The organism is Bacillus hominis (genome assembly GCF_030348325.1).
GTDB lineage: Bacteria > Bacillota > Bacilli > Bacillales > Bacillaceae_G > Bacillus_A > Bacillus_A hominis.
The window spans coordinates 1537627-1554607 of record NZ_JAUCFS010000005.1 but is presented as its reverse complement, the minus strand read 5'-3'; the positions used below and the strand labels follow the sequence as shown (position 1 = coordinate 1554607).

21 protein-coding genes and 2 pseudogenes are annotated in these 16981 nt (G+C 33.8%); 6 read left to right on the top strand and 17 right to left on the bottom strand.

What is annotated here, in order from left to right; translation table 11 throughout:
* Nucleotides 1-17: 17 nt before the first annotated feature.
* Nucleotides 18-131 (bottom strand): annotated as a pseudogene (locus QUF93_RS10360) (flagellar motor protein MotP); the annotation flags it as partial.
* 172 nt (nucleotides 132-303) lie between these two features.
* On the opposite strand from QUF93_RS10360, the gene QUF93_RS10355 reads away from it, so the two are divergent.
* The gene (locus QUF93_RS10355) at nucleotides 304-906 is read left to right on the top strand and encodes an HD domain-containing protein (protein WP_002186244.1); all 603 of its coding nucleotides are present in this window, start codon (nucleotides 304-306) and stop codon (nucleotides 904-906) included.
* 38 nt (nucleotides 907-944) lie between these two features.
* Here QUF93_RS10355 and hfq read toward each other — a convergent pair whose 3' ends face one another.
* Nucleotides 945-1133, bottom strand: coding sequence for an RNA chaperone Hfq (gene hfq / locus QUF93_RS10350; RefSeq protein ID WP_002012071.1), 189 nt, complete (start codon nucleotides 1131-1133; stop codon nucleotides 945-947).
* Between the two features lie 53 nt (nucleotides 1134-1186).
* Nucleotides 1187-1405 carry an aspartyl-phosphate phosphatase Spo0E family protein gene (locus tag QUF93_RS10345; RefSeq protein ID WP_002117887.1) on the bottom strand — a complete coding sequence of 73 codons (219 nt, stop codon included), beginning with the start codon at nucleotides 1403-1405 and terminating at the stop codon, nucleotides 1187-1189.
* Between the two features lie 304 nt (nucleotides 1406-1709).
* On the opposite strand from QUF93_RS10345, the gene QUF93_RS10340 reads away from it, so the two are divergent.
* The 3 genes and pseudogenes from QUF93_RS10340 (at nucleotide 1710) to QUF93_RS10330 (ending at nucleotide 3091) form a co-directional block, all read left to right on the top strand.
* Nucleotides 1710-1826 carry a YjcZ family sporulation protein gene (locus tag QUF93_RS10340; RefSeq protein WP_002149182.1) on the top strand — a complete coding sequence of 39 codons (117 nt, stop codon included), beginning with the start codon at nucleotides 1710-1712 and terminating at the stop codon, nucleotides 1824-1826.
* A gap of 82 nt (nucleotides 1827-1908) precedes the next feature.
* A pseudogene (locus tag QUF93_RS10335) lies at nucleotides 1909-2110 on the top strand (MFS transporter); the annotation flags it as partial.
* 255 nt (nucleotides 2111-2365) lie between these two features.
* Nucleotides 2366-3091 carry a sulfite exporter TauE/SafE family protein gene (locus QUF93_RS10330; RefSeq protein ID WP_289358676.1) on the top strand — a complete coding sequence of 242 codons (726 nt, stop codon included), beginning with the start codon at nucleotides 2366-2368 and terminating at the stop codon, nucleotides 3089-3091.
* Between the two features lie 115 nt (nucleotides 3092-3206).
* Here the strand turns inward: QUF93_RS10330 and QUF93_RS10325 are convergent, their stop codons facing one another.
* The 4 genes from QUF93_RS10325 to QUF93_RS10310 all read right to left on the bottom strand — a co-directional run bounded on the left by QUF93_RS10325 (nucleotide 3207) and on the right by QUF93_RS10310 (nucleotide 5517).
* On the bottom strand, nucleotides 3207-3344 hold the full coding sequence (locus tag QUF93_RS10325) for a hypothetical protein (protein WP_289361028.1): 138 nt from the start codon (nucleotides 3342-3344) through the stop codon (nucleotides 3207-3209).
* A gap of 182 nt (nucleotides 3345-3526) precedes the next feature.
* On the bottom strand, nucleotides 3527-4261 hold the full coding sequence (nfsA, locus tag QUF93_RS10320; RefSeq protein ID WP_289358675.1) for an oxygen-insensitive NADPH nitroreductase: 735 nt from the start codon (nucleotides 4259-4261) through the stop codon (nucleotides 3527-3529).
* 211 nt (nucleotides 4262-4472) lie between these two features.
* Nucleotides 4473-4790, bottom strand: coding sequence for a magnetosome magnetite crystal formation protein family (locus QUF93_RS10315; RefSeq protein WP_002117875.1), 318 nt, complete (start codon nucleotides 4788-4790; stop codon nucleotides 4473-4475).
* A gap of 148 nt (nucleotides 4791-4938) precedes the next feature.
* Nucleotides 4939-5517 (bottom strand): YdcF family protein, encoded by a 579-nt coding sequence (locus QUF93_RS10310; RefSeq protein WP_289358674.1) that lies wholly within the window; start codon nucleotides 5515-5517, stop codon nucleotides 4939-4941.
* A 160-nt stretch (nucleotides 5518-5677) separates the two neighbouring features.
* Here QUF93_RS10310 and QUF93_RS10305 point away from each other — a divergent pair, with 160 nt between their 5' ends.
* Nucleotides 5678-6343: a DUF421 domain-containing protein gene (locus QUF93_RS10305; RefSeq protein WP_002117869.1), complete on the top strand. Its 666-nt coding sequence runs from the start codon at nucleotides 5678-5680 to the stop codon at nucleotides 6341-6343.
* Nucleotides 6344-6379: 36 nt separating this feature from the next.
* On the opposite strand, the gene QUF93_RS10300 is transcribed toward QUF93_RS10305, so the two are convergent.
* Both QUF93_RS10300 and QUF93_RS10295 read right to left on the bottom strand, forming a co-directional pair.
* Nucleotides 6380-7735, bottom strand: a complete 1356-nt coding sequence (locus QUF93_RS10300; protein WP_033712169.1) for an MATE family efflux transporter — start codon at nucleotides 7733-7735, stop codon at nucleotides 6380-6382.
* 88 nt (nucleotides 7736-7823) lie between these two features.
* On the bottom strand, nucleotides 7824-8666 hold the full coding sequence (locus tag QUF93_RS10295; protein WP_289358671.1) for a MerR family transcriptional regulator: 843 nt from the start codon (nucleotides 8664-8666) through the stop codon (nucleotides 7824-7826).
* 266 nt (nucleotides 8667-8932) lie between these two features.
* Here QUF93_RS10295 and QUF93_RS10290 point away from each other — a divergent pair, with 266 nt between their 5' ends.
* Nucleotides 8933-10096 carry a cation:proton antiporter gene (locus QUF93_RS10290; protein ID WP_002117863.1) on the top strand — a complete coding sequence of 388 codons (1164 nt, stop codon included), beginning with the start codon at nucleotides 8933-8935 and terminating at the stop codon, nucleotides 10094-10096.
* Nucleotides 10097-10159: 63 nt separating this feature from the next.
* On the opposite strand, the gene QUF93_RS10285 is transcribed toward QUF93_RS10290, so the two are convergent.
* The 8 genes from QUF93_RS10285 to QUF93_RS10250 form a co-directional block, all read right to left on the bottom strand.
* Nucleotides 10160-10438 (bottom strand): DUF3986 family protein, encoded by a 279-nt coding sequence (locus QUF93_RS10285; protein ID WP_289358670.1) that lies wholly within the window; start codon nucleotides 10436-10438, stop codon nucleotides 10160-10162.
* Nucleotides 10439-10503: 65 nt separating this feature from the next.
* On the bottom strand, nucleotides 10504-11853 hold the full coding sequence (locus tag QUF93_RS10280) for an aspartate aminotransferase family protein (RefSeq protein WP_289358669.1): 1350 nt from the start codon (nucleotides 11851-11853) through the stop codon (nucleotides 10504-10506).
* A 344-nt stretch (nucleotides 11854-12197) separates the two neighbouring features.
* On the bottom strand, nucleotides 12198-13748 hold the full coding sequence (locus tag QUF93_RS10275; protein WP_289358668.1) for a solute symporter family protein: 1551 nt from the start codon (nucleotides 13746-13748) through the stop codon (nucleotides 12198-12200).
* A 2-nt stretch (nucleotides 13749-13750) separates the two neighbouring features.
* Nucleotides 13751-14092: a DUF485 domain-containing protein gene (locus tag QUF93_RS10270; RefSeq protein ID WP_002117853.1), complete on the bottom strand. Its 342-nt coding sequence runs from the start codon at nucleotides 14090-14092 to the stop codon at nucleotides 13751-13753.
* 225 nt (nucleotides 14093-14317) lie between these two features.
* A complete protein-coding gene (locus QUF93_RS10265) occupies nucleotides 14318-14947 on the bottom strand; it encodes a sterol desaturase family protein (RefSeq protein ID WP_088058032.1) in 630 nt (209 codons plus the stop codon).
* 83 nt (nucleotides 14948-15030) lie between these two features.
* Nucleotides 15031-15324 carry a hypothetical protein gene (locus tag QUF93_RS10260; RefSeq protein WP_002117848.1) on the bottom strand — a complete coding sequence of 98 codons (294 nt, stop codon included), beginning with the start codon at nucleotides 15322-15324 and terminating at the stop codon, nucleotides 15031-15033.
* Nucleotides 15325-15343: 19 nt separating this feature from the next.
* Entirely contained in the window at nucleotides 15344-15976 is a 633-nt protein-coding gene (locus QUF93_RS10255) for a LysE family transporter (RefSeq protein WP_289360967.1), read from the bottom strand.
* A 139-nt stretch (nucleotides 15977-16115) separates the two neighbouring features.
* Nucleotides 16116-16844: a YqcI/YcgG family protein gene (locus QUF93_RS10250; RefSeq protein ID WP_289358667.1), complete on the bottom strand. Its 729-nt coding sequence runs from the start codon at nucleotides 16842-16844 to the stop codon at nucleotides 16116-16118.
* Nucleotides 16845-16981 lie beyond the last annotated feature (137 nt).

The window sequence follows — 16981 nt, the reverse complement described above, 5'->3', positions numbered from 1 at the left end:
CTGCTCAAGAAGTTCTGCATGATCGCCGCTATTACAATGGCAAAACCTACTATAATACCCACTGGGCTAGAAATATCAAACTTCCTTCTTTTTCTTTCTGGTCTAGCAAATACTTGATTTTCGTCTCCCATATTCCTGCCCTTCCCTTTTCATTTTTATAAAACATTTTTTTATTTTAATAATGCGTTTTCACATATAATGCTCATTATACGCTTATCATCTATTTATCGCAATATACTCATAAAATTGACACATTTCATTTCCATATTAGAATTATGATATAGAAATAAGAGGAGGATCACGATGGAACATAACATTTTACAAGTCATTGCATTAGCAGAAAAACTAAAATACGAAATGCGACATAGTTGGCTTTCTAACGGACGGCAAGAAAGTGTTGCCGAACATACATGGCGCATGTCTCTAATGGCCATTTTAGTTGAGCCTTATTTGGATCAAAAAGTAAACATTGAAAAATTACTTAAAATGGTCATAATTCACGATCTTGTTGAAGCAGAAGCTGGTGATATTCCTGCCTTTGATACAATGAATAGCCGTGAATTACAATTACAAAAACAAAAAAATGAGCAAAAGGCTATTTTAAATATTAAACATACACTAGAAGGTTCTCTTGGCGTGGAATTATACGATTTATGGATGGAGTTTGAAGCAAAGGAAACGTACGAAGCAAAAGTTGCTAACGCACTTGATAAACTTGAAGTGAAAATTCAGCATAACGAAGCTGATATTGATACTTGGCTACCAATTGAGCATAAAATGACTTTCCAAGTTGGTAAACATACAGATTTCGACTCTTTCTTATCTAAATTACAAAAAATCATTGAACAAGATGGAGAAAAAAAATTACTCGCTGCTGGCATTGACGTTGAAGCATGCAAACAGTAACCATTTAATTATGAAATAAGGCACTCATTTTGAGTGCCTTATTTCATAATTGTTGATATTGCCTGCTTATAAATAAGTTGTTGTTTTCCATCTACTAATATTAATACTGTAAATCTATCTACTCCAACTACTTCCCCTACTATTCTTACTCCACTCTTTAAGAATATAGTAACTGCACCTTTTTCTTCTTTTATTTGTTTATACAACTCTTCTTGTAAGTGTTCCATAACTGTTCTCTCCTTTATAAATAAATAATCCTAATATAAAAATTAAAGATTAATCACTTATATACTTTGTCTTTCATATTCATAAACTTATTAATTAGTATATCTAAATCTCGACTAAACAACAAAACTTTATCATGATCTAATCCATGCCTAGCAACAAGTTGAATTAACTCTTTCTTTTTGTGTTTTATTTTATTGTGTAATTGTCCCATCTCCATCTCTATACTAAAACTCCCTTTTCCCATAATATTACTTGTAAAATTATAGTACATTTTCACTCATAAAAAAATAAAAAAATGGTTTTTTTTACAAATTTTATATTTATGAAAAGAAATTTTAATGTAATTGTAAGTTACATACCCCTTTCATTTACAATACATTCAACTATTATACACTTCCATATTGTTTTACCATTTTCAAAAAATCGCTATGAAACAAAGTTAATATCCTATTTAAATCAGATTACAGACTCTTGTCTAATTAGAAGTAAGACTTGCTCCTTTTCCAAATAAAAACATATCTTATAAAGTAATCCATTAGTTATATAGATTAATTTACTAAAAAGGAGGAAAAAACATGAGCTTTGGTGGTAGTTGCGCTGGTTTCGGCGGTGGATTTGCTTTACTCATCGTGCTATTCATCCTTCTAATTATTATCGGATGTAGCTGTTGGGGTGGCGGCGGCGGATATTAAGATAAAATATCCTTTTCGTTAAACTCTAAATGAATGAAATATGCTAACTAAAAACTATACGAAAACAGCTCATATTTGAGCTGTTTTTTCATTTCATTATTCCATTTACGGATCTCTTATTCAGTTATCTATGTTTATAACAGGATGGCTTTTAGAAATTTTTTTCTCCTCAAATCATTGGTAGCCTGTTAGCTATATCTATATGCTGTATTTTCGTTAGTTTTATATGGCTTTTTTTATTTTATCACGGGGAGCTTAGCGAAGAATCTATTGATAATCAATAGCTCAGCTCACCGTTACTGTTTATTCGATCTCATTCGTTAGTGTTGAGTACCAATAACATTATTAAAAAAAGTTAAACATATTATTTGGTTACAGAGTCATATACATGAACACCATTTGAGAAGAAACTAAATAATTATGTTAAAATATAGGTAGGATTGTGAAAAAGATCACTTAATCTATAAGCTTGAAATAGCTAAATTCGATTTTCATGGTATTAAAATATTTATTGCATTTGATTAAATAGGAGGGATATTTTGGAGGTTACGTTCATTTTCATATGTATTATATTGGTGGCTTCTATTTTGCAAGCAAGTACAGGTTTTGGCTTTTCCATAATGGCAACACCGTTCTTACTAATGTTATTCCTACCACAAGAAGCCATACAAATAAATATCATTTTATCATTGATTATTTCAATATCACTCATTTGGAAAATAAGAATGGACATTGACTTTATTCTACTGAAAAGATTAATTTTTGGAAGTATAGTTGGTGTACCTTTTGGTATTTTACTCTTCATTTCCATTAACATAAACACTTTCAAATTAGCAATTAGCATCCTGCTCTTACTATTAACACTTATGCTAATATACAACTTTAAGGTTAAATCCACACCATTTAGAGATTTTATAGTTGGTGGATTATCAGGTCTTTTAACGACAAGTATCGGTATGCCAGGGCCTCCCCTGTTACTTTACTTTACAGGAACTGATACTAAAAAAGAGAAGTTGAGAGCAACTACTTTAGCTTTTTATCTGTTTATATATTTCATTAGTCTGATGACTCAAATACTCTTTACTGGAACTAACAAAACAATTTGGGAATCAAGTTTTTATGCAATTCCAATCGTATTTCTAGGCTTGTTTATAGGCCAAATTATTTTCAAATGGATTAACCAACGAGTTTTTAAAATATTTACATATATCCTTTTGAGTTGCACGGGTATTTATCTTCTTATTGAAAGTTTGCATTTGTTATAGAAGGTGCTTTAGATTATGCAATAACAGATGGGTTTAAATGAAATTATTGTTGTATTTATAAGTGCAGTGGATTATTTCACATCAAAACTTAAATAATTTTATTTTCAGTCCACAATTAGTAATACCAATCATCTACATATTGTTTCTCAATAGGGGTAATTAATGATTTATGAATAATGTATAAAACTAATTTTCCATATTGATCACGTTTTTTCATAGCTATAATTAAATCCTCTTCAGAATCGAAAACCATAAACATCTTCCTTACTCAGTTCCCCTTTAGCAGCTGCTTTACTTACTATTGGCATTTCATTCTCATTTTCTATCACTTTTGTAAAAATTTATTAATGTTTATTTCTACGTATATGATAGCAAACAAAATACATTTCTCCTCAAAAAAAAAGACAAACCCGCATCTCAGGTTTGTCTTTTCAATCATTTTTTATTTAATCCTTTCCCACTTAAAAACTCTTTCATATGCATTCTCTTCTCTTTTGACATAAATGTGCTCATTGATTCCGTCCATGTTACGTTTTTTTGATTTGACGCTCTTCCTTTGTAATACGCACTCATCGTTTCATCATATTCGTTTAATAATTCATCATATTTCTTTTCATCGTATCCATTTTCATGAAGAATTGCAGCTACCGATAATCGTGGTTTTACTCCATGATCTTCATCTGGTACGCCGACTGTCATTCCGAATACCGGATATACTTTATCCGGTAAATGAAGCAATTCACTCACTTCTTTCGGGTTATTACGAATTCCGCCAATATAACAAATGCCGTATCCTAAAGATTCAGCTGCAATTGCTAAGTTTTGTGCAAAAAGTGAAGTATCTACCGTCGCAACGATAAAATCTTCCACTCCTTCATGTTTTATCTCTGTACCATGTTTTTCACATGCCATTTCAAGTCGCTTTAAATCTGCGCAACAAACAAAAAATGCTGCGCAGTCTTTCACGTGACGATTTCCAGAAAGCTCTGCTAGTTTAGCTTTTAGCTCTTGATCTGTTACATATATAATAGAATACGCCTGTACAAAGTGCGAGGAAGCCGCATGCTGAGCAGCTTGCACCATTCTTTCTACTATTTCTTTTGAAATTGTTTCTTCTTTATACTTACGAACTGAAACATGTTGCTCCATCTTACGTATCATCTCATTCATGAGGGTCACTCCTTTTTTCTCTTCATAATGAAAAATTAACATATATTTTTCATTATTCACAACTTATAAGCACGAAAAGAGCAATTCTTTGTGAATTACTCTTTTTATAATGTCTATTAATACGGTATATGAAATTATATCAACGTTTCGAAAAGGGATATCGACTTATCAACAAATAACGACAGGTTTATATGCTGTTATTCAATTTTTGTTAAGTTGCTTTCAAAACTTTAATACCTTTAACGATGTTCCAAATGAAGTAGTAAATCCCTACAAGTATAAACACTGCATACGTTATAACCATCCCAATTCCAACGCTCTCAGACTGATTGAAACTTAAACCGTATACTCCTGATAGTGCTAATCCTCCAAATAAAATTGCGTACGGGAAAACATGTGACCAAAATGCTTTTTTCGCATGATATTTCACTTCATCTTCCGCAACAAAGTACACGATAATTGGCAGTAAAAATGGTGCAAAAAAGATACTAAAGTAACAAAGCGAAGATAATATATTATTCCCTTTCATACGATTCACCTCTAAAGTTTTTTGTTATCTTCATTATGTCAGGAAACCACTTTAGAAACTATCGCTTTACCTTTCATTAAGATGACACATTTGTAAGATTTACCTTAATGTAAATCCCACCTGAAATTTCAGGTGGGATTCACGTTGATTATATTCGATTTAATAACCAATATTGTGTGATCGCTAAATATTCTCGAACGTTCGATTGAATAATAATTGGCTTCGGTGTTTTCGCCGGAAGACCTTCTAATGTCAATCCTTGTTTTTCTGCAATCTTTTTGGCTCGGAACATATGAAAATCGTTCGTTACAATCATCCCTTTTTTCATATGTTCAGGGATAAGAGGTTTTGAAAATTTAATATTTTCATCTGTGCTCGTCGAACGGTCTTCCATTATAATGCGGTCTTCTGCAATATTTTGTTTCATTAATCCTTGTTTCATCGCTAATGCTTCTGTAATATCTTCACCTTTTCCTTGGCCTCCAGATACGATAGCAATTGTTTTATCATGTGATTTTAAATACTCAGCTGCTTTATCAATACGATATTGCAATGAATAAGAAGGTTTTATTCCATTTACTTTCGATCCTAGTACAATTATATAATCCGCATCGTAGGTGGCATTCATATGCCCCTGCTTATAGATGTTATATTGTAAAAACCCCGCATACACGGCGAAGATCATTATAACAACTAAAATGTACTTAATTATTTTCTTCTTTCTCATATCCATATACTCCTATTCCCTTTACTTCCTTCATCATAATATCCATTTATTTGTTTGTATACAGCCAAATTCCATTTCACCCTAATTCATCCTATAAAAGGTAATATTTATATTACTTTCGGGAATAGTAAGTACAACTTCACACGAAGGAGTGTCCCTCTTGCTTCTCTTTTTATTTAATGTATCGTTCTTTTTTATCTTATTTTTACTATCACTTAAGCTACTTGGTAAATCTGCATTAGCACAACTAACCCCTCATGATTTTGGGGCTATTATTTTTTTATCTTATTTAGCTTTTCAAGCGATACCAGTCGCTGGTGCTTTACAAGCATTTTTCGGCATGGTTACCATTACATGCTTACATCTACTTCTTACAAAACTAAGTTTATTCAATAAATTAAATCGCTTCATTCTCGGGCACCCCATTATTTTAATAAAACATGGAGATATTATTTTTGAGAACTTAAAGAAAAGTAGATACCCGATTGCCGAATTACTCTCAAACCTCCGAGTAGCAGGATATCCAAGTGTTCATGAAATTGAATATGCAATTTTAGAATCAAATGGATCTATAAGTATTTTACCAAAGCGAGAACTTGTGCCATTGACTCCAAAAGATATGAATATAGATGTTAAGTATGCTGGATTACCAATCGCCCTTATCGTCGATTCACAAATTCAATACGATAACTTAAAGTTAATTCATAAAGATGAAAAGTGGTTATATAAAGAGTTAAAAGAAAAAGGCATCACAAATATTAAAAACGTTGCTTTTGCGTCTGTTCAAGAAACGGATGGATCTTTTGCGATTAGTTTAAAAGAATGAAAAAATCCCCTTATTTGTTCAAGGGGATTTTCTTCACTATATTGCTTCTTTCTTTCCTGCCATATTTAACGGAACAGGATGTTTCATACGATTCATCGTAAATACGATAATCGCTGTCAATACTTCAGCTACTGGCATAACAAGCCAAATTCCATTTATCCCAAATAACTTTGGCATAATCCATAACAATGGAATAATAAATAGTAACCCTCGGCTCATTATAATAAGTACCGATTTCTTCGTTTGTCGCACTGATTGGAAGTACTCTCCATACACGATGTTATAGCCTAAAAATACGTATTGGATAAAGAACAAGCTAATACCCGTTAATGTTAACTCCAATAATTCTGGAGATTGGACATCAAATAGACCAATGATATATTTCCCGAAGAATAATCCGACAATTATCGCAACGCACCCGAGTACAACTGCAATTTTTACAGCAAACTTCAATCCTTCACGAAGTCTCTCTGATAAATTAGCACCATAATGGAAACTAGCAATTGGTTGTAATGCTGCACCAACACCGAAGAATAATAGTAATGTCATTGCATGAATACTATTCACCATCGCATAAGAAGCTACACCTAGTTCTCCTGCATATTGAACGAACGCAATGTTAAAACCGATCGTTACAATTGCCACTGTACTTTCTGCTGTAAAGCTCGGGAAACCGATTACCATAATTTGTTTAACCGTATCCCATTCAAAATGGAATTTCGTCCACTTTAAAATACTACTTTTTCTAAAGAAGTGAGTTAATAATACAAGGAAACCAATCGCTGCCGAAAGAATAGTCGCTGAAGCAGCACCTGTTACGCCCCATCCAAAAATAAAAATAAAGATATAGTCAAACACTATGTTTAATACAGCCGTTACAACAAGACCTGCCATTGCTAAATTAGGATTTCCGTCATTTCGTATAAATGTACTTAAAATATTTTCTAAAACGTATATCATTCCAAATGTTAATAACACGTGTAAATAGTCTAACGCATATGGTAAAATCACTTCATTTGCACCGAATAAGTATGCTAAATCTTCTATTCTCCATAAACAAATAGCTGCTAAAATACCTACGATAATTACTGCTACCGTCATGGATTGAGTAAAAATAGACCTCGCTCTTTCTACTTTATTTTCACCTAGTGCAATTGAATATAACGTTGCCCCGCCCATTCCAATCCATAATGAAATAGAGAAGAAAATTGAAAACGCTGGAATAGCCACGTTTACTCCTGCTAAACCGTTCGCTCCAACTCCCCTGCTAATCATGACCGCATCAATCACAATATTCACTGACATTAATACCATTCCAAGAACAGCTGGTATTAAATAAGAAATAAATAAACTTTTAATTGGTTTTTCTCTTAATTTTTCTGTTGCTTCCATCATATAAATGCTCCTTTTTCAATGCCCTGTTCACAGTTTAAACCTTCAAGTTACTTGAAGGTCAATAGACAATCGAAAATATATGAGCTTATTTTTTGTTTGTTTTTTTAACAACAGGTATTTGAATTTCCGTTACTTGCTCCTTCGGATTTTCTGTTACAGACCAATCAATTAACGCAAGCTCAAGCGCATCTCCGCACACTTCATATCCTTCGTTATCAATGTGCTTTAATAATTTCGTATACGTTGCGTCTGTTTCTTCATACGGTCCATGGTGATAAGAACAAGCAAATATTCCTTCTTTTATTTCATCTGAAGTATGCACTTGAAAAGGCATGTAATCCAATAAAATAAACACACTGTTATATGCTTGAAACTCATTTTGCAGTAATGCTTTTTTGGAAACTGTTACACCGATATCTCCTGAAAATAAACTATTATCAATTTGCTTCATATTTTTTTGAAGCGAATGGATATAATATTCAAACATATCATCTGTCGTATTCGGCGCCACTGCAATCGCTGTAATTTTTCGTTTCGGTATCTTTTTATAAATAATTTGATTCGCTTCAGATTTCGTCGCTTTCTTCATTAAATGGATTTTATGCTCCATTTTTGCCAAAGCATACTCAATTTCTCTTTGCTTTTTCAGCATCATTTCTTGTTGTTTTTCAAGTAAATTCAGCGCATAAGACGGATTTCGTTCATCAATATATTTCTTTATTTCCTTTAACGGGATGTTCAATTGGCGTAAAAATTTAATCGTATCTAATAGTGAAAACTGATCAATTGTGTAATAACGATAATTCGTTTGAGGGTCAACATTTGACGGATGAAAAATCCCTTTCTCATCATAATAACGTAATGTAGATTCCGCTATATTATGCATTTTCGCCATTTCTCCAATGGTAAAACGTTGATTTAATAACATTTTTCTTTCTCCATTCATTATATGTAAACTTTATTACTTCTTATTATATAGCTATATCTCCCTTTTCTAAAACGAATCCTCTCATGAAAATCTGCTATTTTTCCATTGATTTTTAGTGAATTTTATTATATATTAATTACAGGTTCAAATTACGAGTTCAAAAGAACTTGTAATAAGACCCTTTGTTTAATGGGTTTTACATATTTTCATTAGGCAAATTCCGAGAAATCGTATGATAAAAACAAAAATGATGAGGAGAGGATCAGATGGAATTCGAATTTTTCTTTCAAATTGCACTTATTTTATTAAGTACAAAGCTTGCTGGTGATCTTAGTGTTAGATTAGGTCAACCTTCTGTACTCGGTAAATTAATTGTCGGTATCGTTATCGGTCCAGCTGTATTAGGTTGGATCGAGAATTCAGAACTTCTAACGCAATTAAGTAATGTCGGAGTTATTCTTTTAATGTTTATGGCTGGACTTGAAACAGACTTAGAGGAATTAAATGCAAATCGTAATTCTTCTTTAGCAGTTGCACTCGGTGGTATCGTTCTTCCATTCGTAGGTGGTTACGTTTCTGGTCTTGTTATGGGAATGGAACAAGGGAATGCTGTATTTTTAGGATTACTTCTATGTGCGACAAGTGTTAGTATTTCCGTTCAAACACTTCGCGATTTAGGAAAGATGAAAACACGTGAAAGTACTACTATGCTTGGAGCAGCTGTATTCGATGACATTCTTGTTGTTATTTTATTAGCGTTTGCAATGAGCTTCTTAGGTACAGATGATGTTAACTTAACAATGGTTATCTTGAAGAAAGTAGTATTCTTTGCTTCTATTATTTTAATCGGTTGGAAAGGTGTTCCAGCGATTATGCGTTGGTTATCACCACTACGCGTATCTGAGTCTATCGTTAGCGCAGCACTTATCATCTGTTTCTCATTCGCATATTTCGGTGAACTATTAGGAATTGCTGGTATTATCGGTGCTTTCGCAGCTGGTATCGCTATTTCTCAAACGAACTACAAACATGAAGTAGAAAAGAAAGTAGAACCAATCGCTTATGCTATGTTCGTGCCAGTATTCTTCGTTAGCATCGGTATGAATATTACATTTGACGGTATTGGTGATCAAATTTGGTTCATTTTAGCATTAACAGTAATCGCTGTATTCACAAAACTAATCGGTTGTGGATTCGGTGCACGAATGACTGGATTTGATGCAAAGTCTTCTGCAATTATCGGTGCTGGTATGGTTTCTCGTGGTGAAGTTGCACTTATCATCGCAGGAACAGGACTTTCTTCTGGCCTATTAGCACAAGATTACTTTACAGCAATCGTTATTGTCGTTATTTTAACTACGATGATTACACCACCAATGTTAAAATACACTTTTGGTGCAAAAGATAAAGCACTTAAGGCAAGTAAATAAGCTTACTATAATAAAAGGAGATTACTATTTTATAAAATAGTAATCTCCTTTTTCATTTTCTCTTTAAACAATTCCATTCGTTTTTAACCATTTTTCAAAAATAGTTCGTGCTTCTTCATCATCTATATCATCACTAAATGAATATACTTTAATGCCATAGTCATCTATATATTCACCTAGCTTCATTTTCTCCACTTTTTTGTAAAAATCATCTGCCTCATAGTGTGGTATATAGGCATCCCAAATTGGTTCATTTATTCTTTTGTACGCTGTCACTTCTAAATCATATCCATCTTCATAATAACCGATGTGATAATGTTTGTTAGGATCATATTTATCCATTAAAAGCCCCTCCTAATAAATAAAAGCGAGCCTTATCTTTCAGCTCGCTCCTCTCGTTCTATTTATTAAATACGTTCCATTGCCGTCTTCAACGTTCCAACAATGAAAGCAATTTCTTCACTTGAAATAACAAGTGGCGGTGCTAATGTTAATACGTTATTATACCCCGCCGTTGTCATACCGTTGCGTCCGATAATGAGCCCTTTTTCTTTACAAGCATTTACAACACTTGCAATTTTATCGTTATCAATTGGCTCTTTCGTCTCTTTATCATTTACTAGTTCAATTCCAACTAATAGCCCTTTCCCTCGAATATTCCCAACAAGCGGATGCTCTCCAATTTCTTCTTTTAATTGATTTAATAAAAGTGAACCCATTTGTGCAGAGCGCTCAATTAAATTTTCATTTTCCATAATTTCTAGGTTTTTAAGCGCTAATGCACAAGCAGCTGGATTCCCACCAAATGTATTAATATGGCGGAAGAATTCATATTCTCCCGTTCCTTTAAATGCCTCATAAATTTCTTTTTTCACAGCTGTTGCTGATAAGGGTAAGTATGCGCTCGTAATACCTTTAGCCATTGTAATAATATCTGGCTTCACATCATAATTCATAAATCCAAAAGCTTTTCCTGTACGCCCGAAACCGCAAATAACTTCATCGCTAATTAGTAACGCCCCGTGTTTTTGACAAGTTTCATGAACAGCTTTCATATAATCTTGTGGCGGCATTAATATACCTCCGCCTGTAATAATTGGTTCCATTATAAATCCAGCTATCGTTTCACTTAATTCCCATGTCATAACACGATCGACTTCTTTCACACACTCTACATCATAAATATTTTGTGATTCCATTTCTGGCATACGGTAACAATCTGGAGGCGTTACATGTAAAAACCCTGACGCAAATGGCTCATATTGGTATCTACGCTGTGCTTGTCCAGTCGCTGCCATCGTTGCCATTGTATTTCCGTGATAACCACGATAACGTGACATAAATTTGTAACGATGCGGTTCACCTTTTTGAGCATAATATTGTCTTGCTATTTTAAAAGCTGTTTCATTCGCTTCTGATCCACTATTAGAGAAGAATATAACATACTCTCCACCAAGCCACTCGTTTAACTTTTCAGCGAGCTTAATTGCTGGTTCATGTGATTGTGACATCGGAAAGTATGATAATGTTTGCAATTGCTTATAAGCTGCCTCTGCGAGCTCTTTTCTTCCATATCCGCTATTTACACACCAAAGGCCACTCATACCGTCTAAGTATCTTTTTCCTTGTATATCTTCAACCCAGCACCCTTCTGCTTTTGCCCCCACCATTGTACTATTTGGACTAAAGGGGCGCATTCCGTGCCAAACATATTGCTCGTCTTTTGCTAATAATTCATCTGTTTGTTTTGTTTTCATCATTTCTTCCACCTTCCATAACAACTTATTTTTCACAAAGCTGCGCTGGTGCCATGATGAGTTAAATTTCTCCCTGCTATTTTCATTCCACAAAACCAAGACAAATCCTACCAAAAATAATGTAATATTTATCCCGCATTAACGGGCAGTAAAACTCCCACCCAAAAATTCAGCTGGAACAAAGAAGTTAGGTGGGAGATTAACTGCCCATAAACGCCCGATTGGTTCAACTAATAATCAGTGTGGGGGGATGAACAATCCCCCACACTGATTAAAGTTTCACTTTATAAGAAAATGCCAAAAGTAAGAGGAGCTTTTCTCATAATTCGAAAAGCTCCTCTTTTTTAATGTGTAGATGCATCACTAATTCCATGACCAGTATTAGATTTCACAAGAATTTCATCAAACTTCGCTGCATCTTCTTTCTTACTAGAGAAAACAGTTCCTAAATATGCTGCGAGGAATCCAAGCGGAATAGAAACAATTCCAGGTGTCGTATATGGGAATAATGCTTCTCCAACAAAAATAGCTTTTCCAGCTACAGGGTTCCAGACGTTTGGACTTAACGCAACAAGAACAATTGCTGATACGAGTCCAACGATCATACCGGAAATGGCACCCGTTGTATTAAAGCGCTTCCAATAGATTGTAAATAATATAACTGGTAAGTTTGCACTAGCCGCGACTGCAAATGCTAATGAGACTAAAAATGCTACGTTTAATGTTTGAGCAAATAAAGCAAGTATAATAGATACTATCGCTACTCCAATAGACGCATAACGAGCCATTGACACTTGCTCTTTTTCTGTTGATTTTCCTTTTCGAATAATCTCGTTATAAAAATCATGAGCAAATGCGGAAGCCGCTGTTAATACAAGGCCTGCTACTACAGCTAAAATTGTTGCAAAAGCAATCGCCGATACGAATGCGAATAAGAAATCTCCACCTAGCGCTTTAGCTAATAAAGGTGCTGCCATATTACCGGCTGGATTTGCTTTAATAATTGCCTCATTCCCTACAAACGCCGCCGCACCAAATCCTAAGAAAATCGTCATAATATAAAATGCTCCAATTAACCACGTAGCATACACAACTGATTGACGTGCAGTTTTTGCATCACGTACTGTAAAAAAACGGACAAGAATATGCGGTAATCCTGCCGTACCAAGAACTAGTCCTAAATTTAAAGAAAGTGTATCAAGACCATCTTTATACTTTACTCCTGGATTTAAAAACGATTCCTTCAGTGGAGTAGCTGTTTTCATTTGAGCGAACATTTCTGTCACACTAAAATTAAATTTTGCGAAAACGATAACAGAAATGATAAATGTACCCGCCATAAGTAGTACAGCCTTTACAATTTGTACCCAACTCGTAGCAGTCATACCACCAAAAATAACATAAACTGTCATAAGTGTACCAACAATTAAAACGGATGTCGTATATTCAATTCCTAATAATAATTTAATAAGTGCACCCGCACCAACCAATTGTGCAATCATATAAAAAATCGAAATCGTCATCGTATTAAGCGCTGCAATACCACGAACCTTTTTCGCATCAAAACGCGCTGCAATCATATCCGCTAACGTATACTTCCCTAAATTTCTAAGCGGTTCTGCAACTAGGTATAATACAACTAAGTAAGCAACTAAGAAACCTATACTATAAAAGAACCCATCAAATCCTGTTAAAGCTATCGCTCCAGCGATGCCAAGAAATGACGCCGCAGACATGTAATCCCCGGCAATAGCCAGTCCATTTTGCCAACCAGTTAATCCCCCTCCAGCCGTATAAAATTCACTCGCATTTTTCGTTTTTTTCGATGCAAAATAGGTTATGACGAGCGTACCAAGAACAATAATTAAAAATAGTGCAAACGCAGTAGTATTCAAATTCAGCCCCTCCCTTTTTGCATATTTTGTAGAATTTTTTGCGACATTTCATCAAAGGATTCCGCCTTTTTGCTATAAATCATACATAATGCCCATGTCATTATAAATTGCGCAAAAGCAAATACCCACGCCCATGTCACATCACCAAATACCGGTGTATTGAGCACCTTTGAATACGATGTTAAAATAGGTAATGTAATAAAAAAACTTAAAAAGAAAATACTCATCGGAATGATAAACTTCTTTTTCGTATTTAATAACAATTGAAACTCTTCAGACTGAACAACTTCTGTATAATTCACCTCATTTTGTAACTTACGTGCTGACGTATCATCTCGTTTCATTCTCTGGTCCCCTCTCTTACTTAAAATACAATTCTCCCTTGCATACATAAAGACTAAATTTTATAAATATTCAGAAACTTATTTTCATTTTAGACAATCTATACATTCCTGCAAAGATTTTTCGATAGACATTTTTCGTCAATTTCTCTTAAATTTTTAATATACTTTTTCAAAATACAGCGAAACCTCAATTACTTTTTCCCCTCATTAAGAAAGAAGTAGTGCTTATCGCACTACTTCTTTCTTTGTCTCCTTTTCTAAATTACGAGCTGTTTCACTTAATTCAACGTCTTTTCCATCTTTAAGAGTTCCAAATATAAAATCGAATACTGGATTTGAAACTCCGAACCAAAACTTTTCATTTTTATAATGGTGTAATATGTGCTGTTTTTTTAGCCATCTTCCAAATTTAGTGAAGGGACGAATCGGTTTATGTGCAATATAATGTTTCCATTCATAAACGAGGAGCATGATAATCATTCCGATTCCAAATGAAAGTGTAACAGTAACACTTTTTGTAATACCGTACGATATAAGTAAATATATAGTAAAACTAGGTATACTAAACCATACAGGCAAAAATAAAAGTTTCAAATCATCTGGATATACGTGATGATCATAATGTAATCTTCTTAACATTTTTAATAAAAATGCGTTTTTAGGCGGCTTTAAATGAAATAAAAAACGATGTGTCATATATTCGTTAAACGTATAAAAAGCAATCCCAAACACACACGCTAACATACCTATCCAGGTGAAAAATTGCATTTTTAAAATAATGATGAAAATAAATAGAATACTATACATAATAACAATATCATGTTGTAAAAAAAACTCCTTTACCACTCTCTTCATCTTTCTTCCCCCTTTTCTCAAAAAACAGCCGTAACATATCGTTACGACCATTTCTTTTCTATTTTATTCTTATTCTATTCACTTTACAAATTTGCCTGCTGTTCTATTGTCGAGAAAAAAGTGTTCGGACCAAATATATTTTGCTTCGGGATAATGTGTTCTACTGCAAACACCGTTACTTCACCCCTTTGTACTTCTCCAATAATAAGCCCAAATACTTCATGATTTACCGCAAACGTTGGTTGTTTCGTTTGCAGCAACCTTGCTGCAGTATTAAAGACTGCTTCATAAAGTGGATTTCGATCAGTAATTTCTTTTCGAATTTTTGGTGCTAAAGTGATAATAATTTCTTTTCCGTCAATAGTGGTTCGATACATAAAAATCTCCCCTTCAATCTTATGTGAACAACTGTAAAGCTTTGTATGCAAAATGGATAGAATATCCTACTAAAATAATACCTGCTCCGGCTGTAATATAGCCAAGTGCTTTTTGTTTTAATAAAGTTCTTCCAAAATGTACAGAAAAAGCAATATTTAAATTCCACAAAATAATACCGACAATAATGCACAGACTGTACAAAAAAGCTTCTTGTTTCGTTACCTTTGTAAGTAAAGAGCTAAGTGTACTTCCGTATATTCCAAACCAAAAAACAAGATTTAATGGATTGGATATCGCGATTAAAAACCCTGCCATAAACGATTGTTTAAGGCCACCTACCTCTTCTTTTTTATATTCCATATTCGAGCGGGAAATTCCTTGTTTTACACTTTGAAATCCTAAATAAAATAATAAGAAAAACCCAGCGCAGTACATAAAAGCTTGTACATATGTATACATAAACACAGAAGATAAACCAAAATAAATGAGAAGCATAAACAAAATATCAGCAGTCATGCCTCCGATTCCAACAATCCATGCATGCCAAAATCCACGTTCAATTCCCCGTTTTAACATTTCAATATTAATTGGACCTACCGGTGCAGCTAATGAAATACCTAATACTATTTGTTGTATAATTGCTCCAAACATCGCTCTATCCTTTCTACTTCTTTTACTATTAAGTAATGATGCAAATATAGAAAATAGACTAGCTTTCATAAAAATTATTCACTAATACAATACCCTTTTTTATCCAAAACATACAAAAGAGCCATCCAGTTGATGGCTCTTATTTCTCTACTCTATAATGAAAAGGACATTTACCTTTAATCGGCTCAATATCATCCCCTATGAAATATTGTTTCCATTCACGATGATTAGGATCGCCGTAGTGACTAATGTTAGGGTGCTTCGGCAACTGATCCCACTTTTCAACTCGTTCACGGACCATTTGTCTTGAATACGCCCCTTTAGGACGATCTCCTTCTAATCCATCGAAAATAGTTCGTGGCTGGAATCCAATAATGAGAGAATTCCCCAAATGCCTAGTCTTTCGCTGTTTATAAGCTGGCGCATTCCCAAATGCAAATATTGGTTCACCACCAAATGAAAATTCCCATAAATAATGCTCTGGATTTTTCGGGATTTGCTTTGGCCATAATTGATTATCTTGTTCATGCAAATATTGTAGTACTTTCCAAAAATAATCTCGATAATATTCGATTGATTTTTCTTCACATTCCGGTTCCACAAAAAGAAAAAATCCTCTTCTTACAATCGGCCGCTCTCTCATTAACTCTAAAAAAGATAACATTGTATTGGGTAAATGCCCCCAATCATTATGAGAGAGAAATGAATAACGAAGTTCATTCTTTTTCAAAGCTGTTAAACCGAAATAACACGGAAAAGTTGGTTCTAACACGACACTCGAAAAATTATGAAATTCTTTTGCAACCCAATTCGGTATGTCGACTCTATTCTCCATTCCTTCATTATCTAATAAATAAGACTCATCCATTCTTTCACCTCATTATGTACAGCATTCACTTAAGAATATTACATACGCGGCTTGTCCTATACCTTTTTAAAAATCCGAGAAAAAATTATTTAAAAATACAAAATTTTAAAACCGCTTACTTGACTGAATTCTACCAA

What these genes read in the sequence shown, in the direction of transcription:
- QUF93_RS10315 (WP_002117875.1), bottom strand. Translation starts at nt 4,790, where the DNA reads ATGAAAGGGAATAATATATTATCTTCGCTTTGTTACTTTAGTATCTTT.
- nfsA (WP_289358675.1), bottom strand. Translation starts at nt 4,261, where the DNA reads ATGAATGAGATGATACGTAAGATGGAGCAACATGTTTCAGTTCGTAAG.
- QUF93_RS10290 (WP_002117863.1), top strand. Translation starts at nt 8,933, where the DNA reads ATGGAATTCGAATTTTTCTTTCAAATTGCACTTATTTTATTAAGTACA.
- QUF93_RS10355 (WP_002186244.1), top strand. Translation starts at nt 304, where the DNA reads ATGGAACATAACATTTTACAAGTCATTGCATTAGCAGAAAAACTAAAA.
- QUF93_RS10250 (WP_289358667.1), bottom strand. Translation starts at nt 16,844, where the DNA reads ATGGATGAGTCTTATTTATTAGATAATGAAGGAATGGAGAATAGAGTC.
- QUF93_RS10295 (WP_289358671.1), bottom strand. Translation starts at nt 8,666, where the DNA reads ATGTTATTAAATCAACGTTTTACCATTGGAGAAATGGCGAAAATGCAT.
- QUF93_RS10265 (WP_088058032.1), bottom strand. Translation starts at nt 14,947, where the DNA reads ATGAAGAGAGTGGTAAAGGAGTTTTTTTTACAACATGATATTGTTATT.
- QUF93_RS10270 (WP_002117853.1), bottom strand. Translation starts at nt 14,092, where the DNA reads ATGAAACGAGATGATACGTCAGCACGTAAGTTACAAAATGAGGTGAAT.
- QUF93_RS10310 (WP_289358674.1), bottom strand. Translation starts at nt 5,517, where the DNA reads ATGAGAAAGAAGAAAATAATTAAGTACATTTTAGTTGTTATAATGATC.
- QUF93_RS10345 (WP_002117887.1), bottom strand. Translation starts at nt 1,405, where the DNA reads ATGTACTATAATTTTACAAGTAATATTATGGGAAAAGGGAGTTTTAGT.
- QUF93_RS10325 (WP_289361028.1), bottom strand. Translation starts at nt 3,344, where the DNA reads ATGGTTTTCGATTCTGAAGAGGATTTAATTATAGCTATGAAAAAACGT.
- hfq (WP_002012071.1), bottom strand. Translation starts at nt 1,133, where the DNA reads ATGGAACACTTACAAGAAGAGTTGTATAAACAAATAAAAGAAGAAAAA.
- QUF93_RS10255 (WP_289360967.1), bottom strand. Translation starts at nt 15,976, where the DNA reads ATGTTTGGAGCAATTATACAACAAATAGTATTAGGTATTTCATTAGCT.
- QUF93_RS10340 (WP_002149182.1), top strand. Translation starts at nt 1,710, where the DNA reads ATGAGCTTTGGTGGTAGTTGCGCTGGTTTCGGCGGTGGATTTGCTTTA.
- QUF93_RS10260 (WP_002117848.1), bottom strand. Translation starts at nt 15,324, where the DNA reads ATGTATCGAACCACTATTGACGGAAAAGAAATTATTATCACTTTAGCA.
- QUF93_RS10280 (WP_289358669.1), bottom strand. Translation starts at nt 11,853, where the DNA reads ATGAAAACAAAACAAACAGATGAATTATTAGCAAAAGACGAGCAATAT.
- QUF93_RS10285 (WP_289358670.1), bottom strand. Translation starts at nt 10,438, where the DNA reads ATGGATAAATATGATCCTAACAAACATTATCACATCGGTTATTATGAA.
- QUF93_RS10300 (WP_033712169.1), bottom strand. Translation starts at nt 7,735, where the DNA reads ATGGAAGCAACAGAAAAATTAAGAGAAAAACCAATTAAAAGTTTATTT.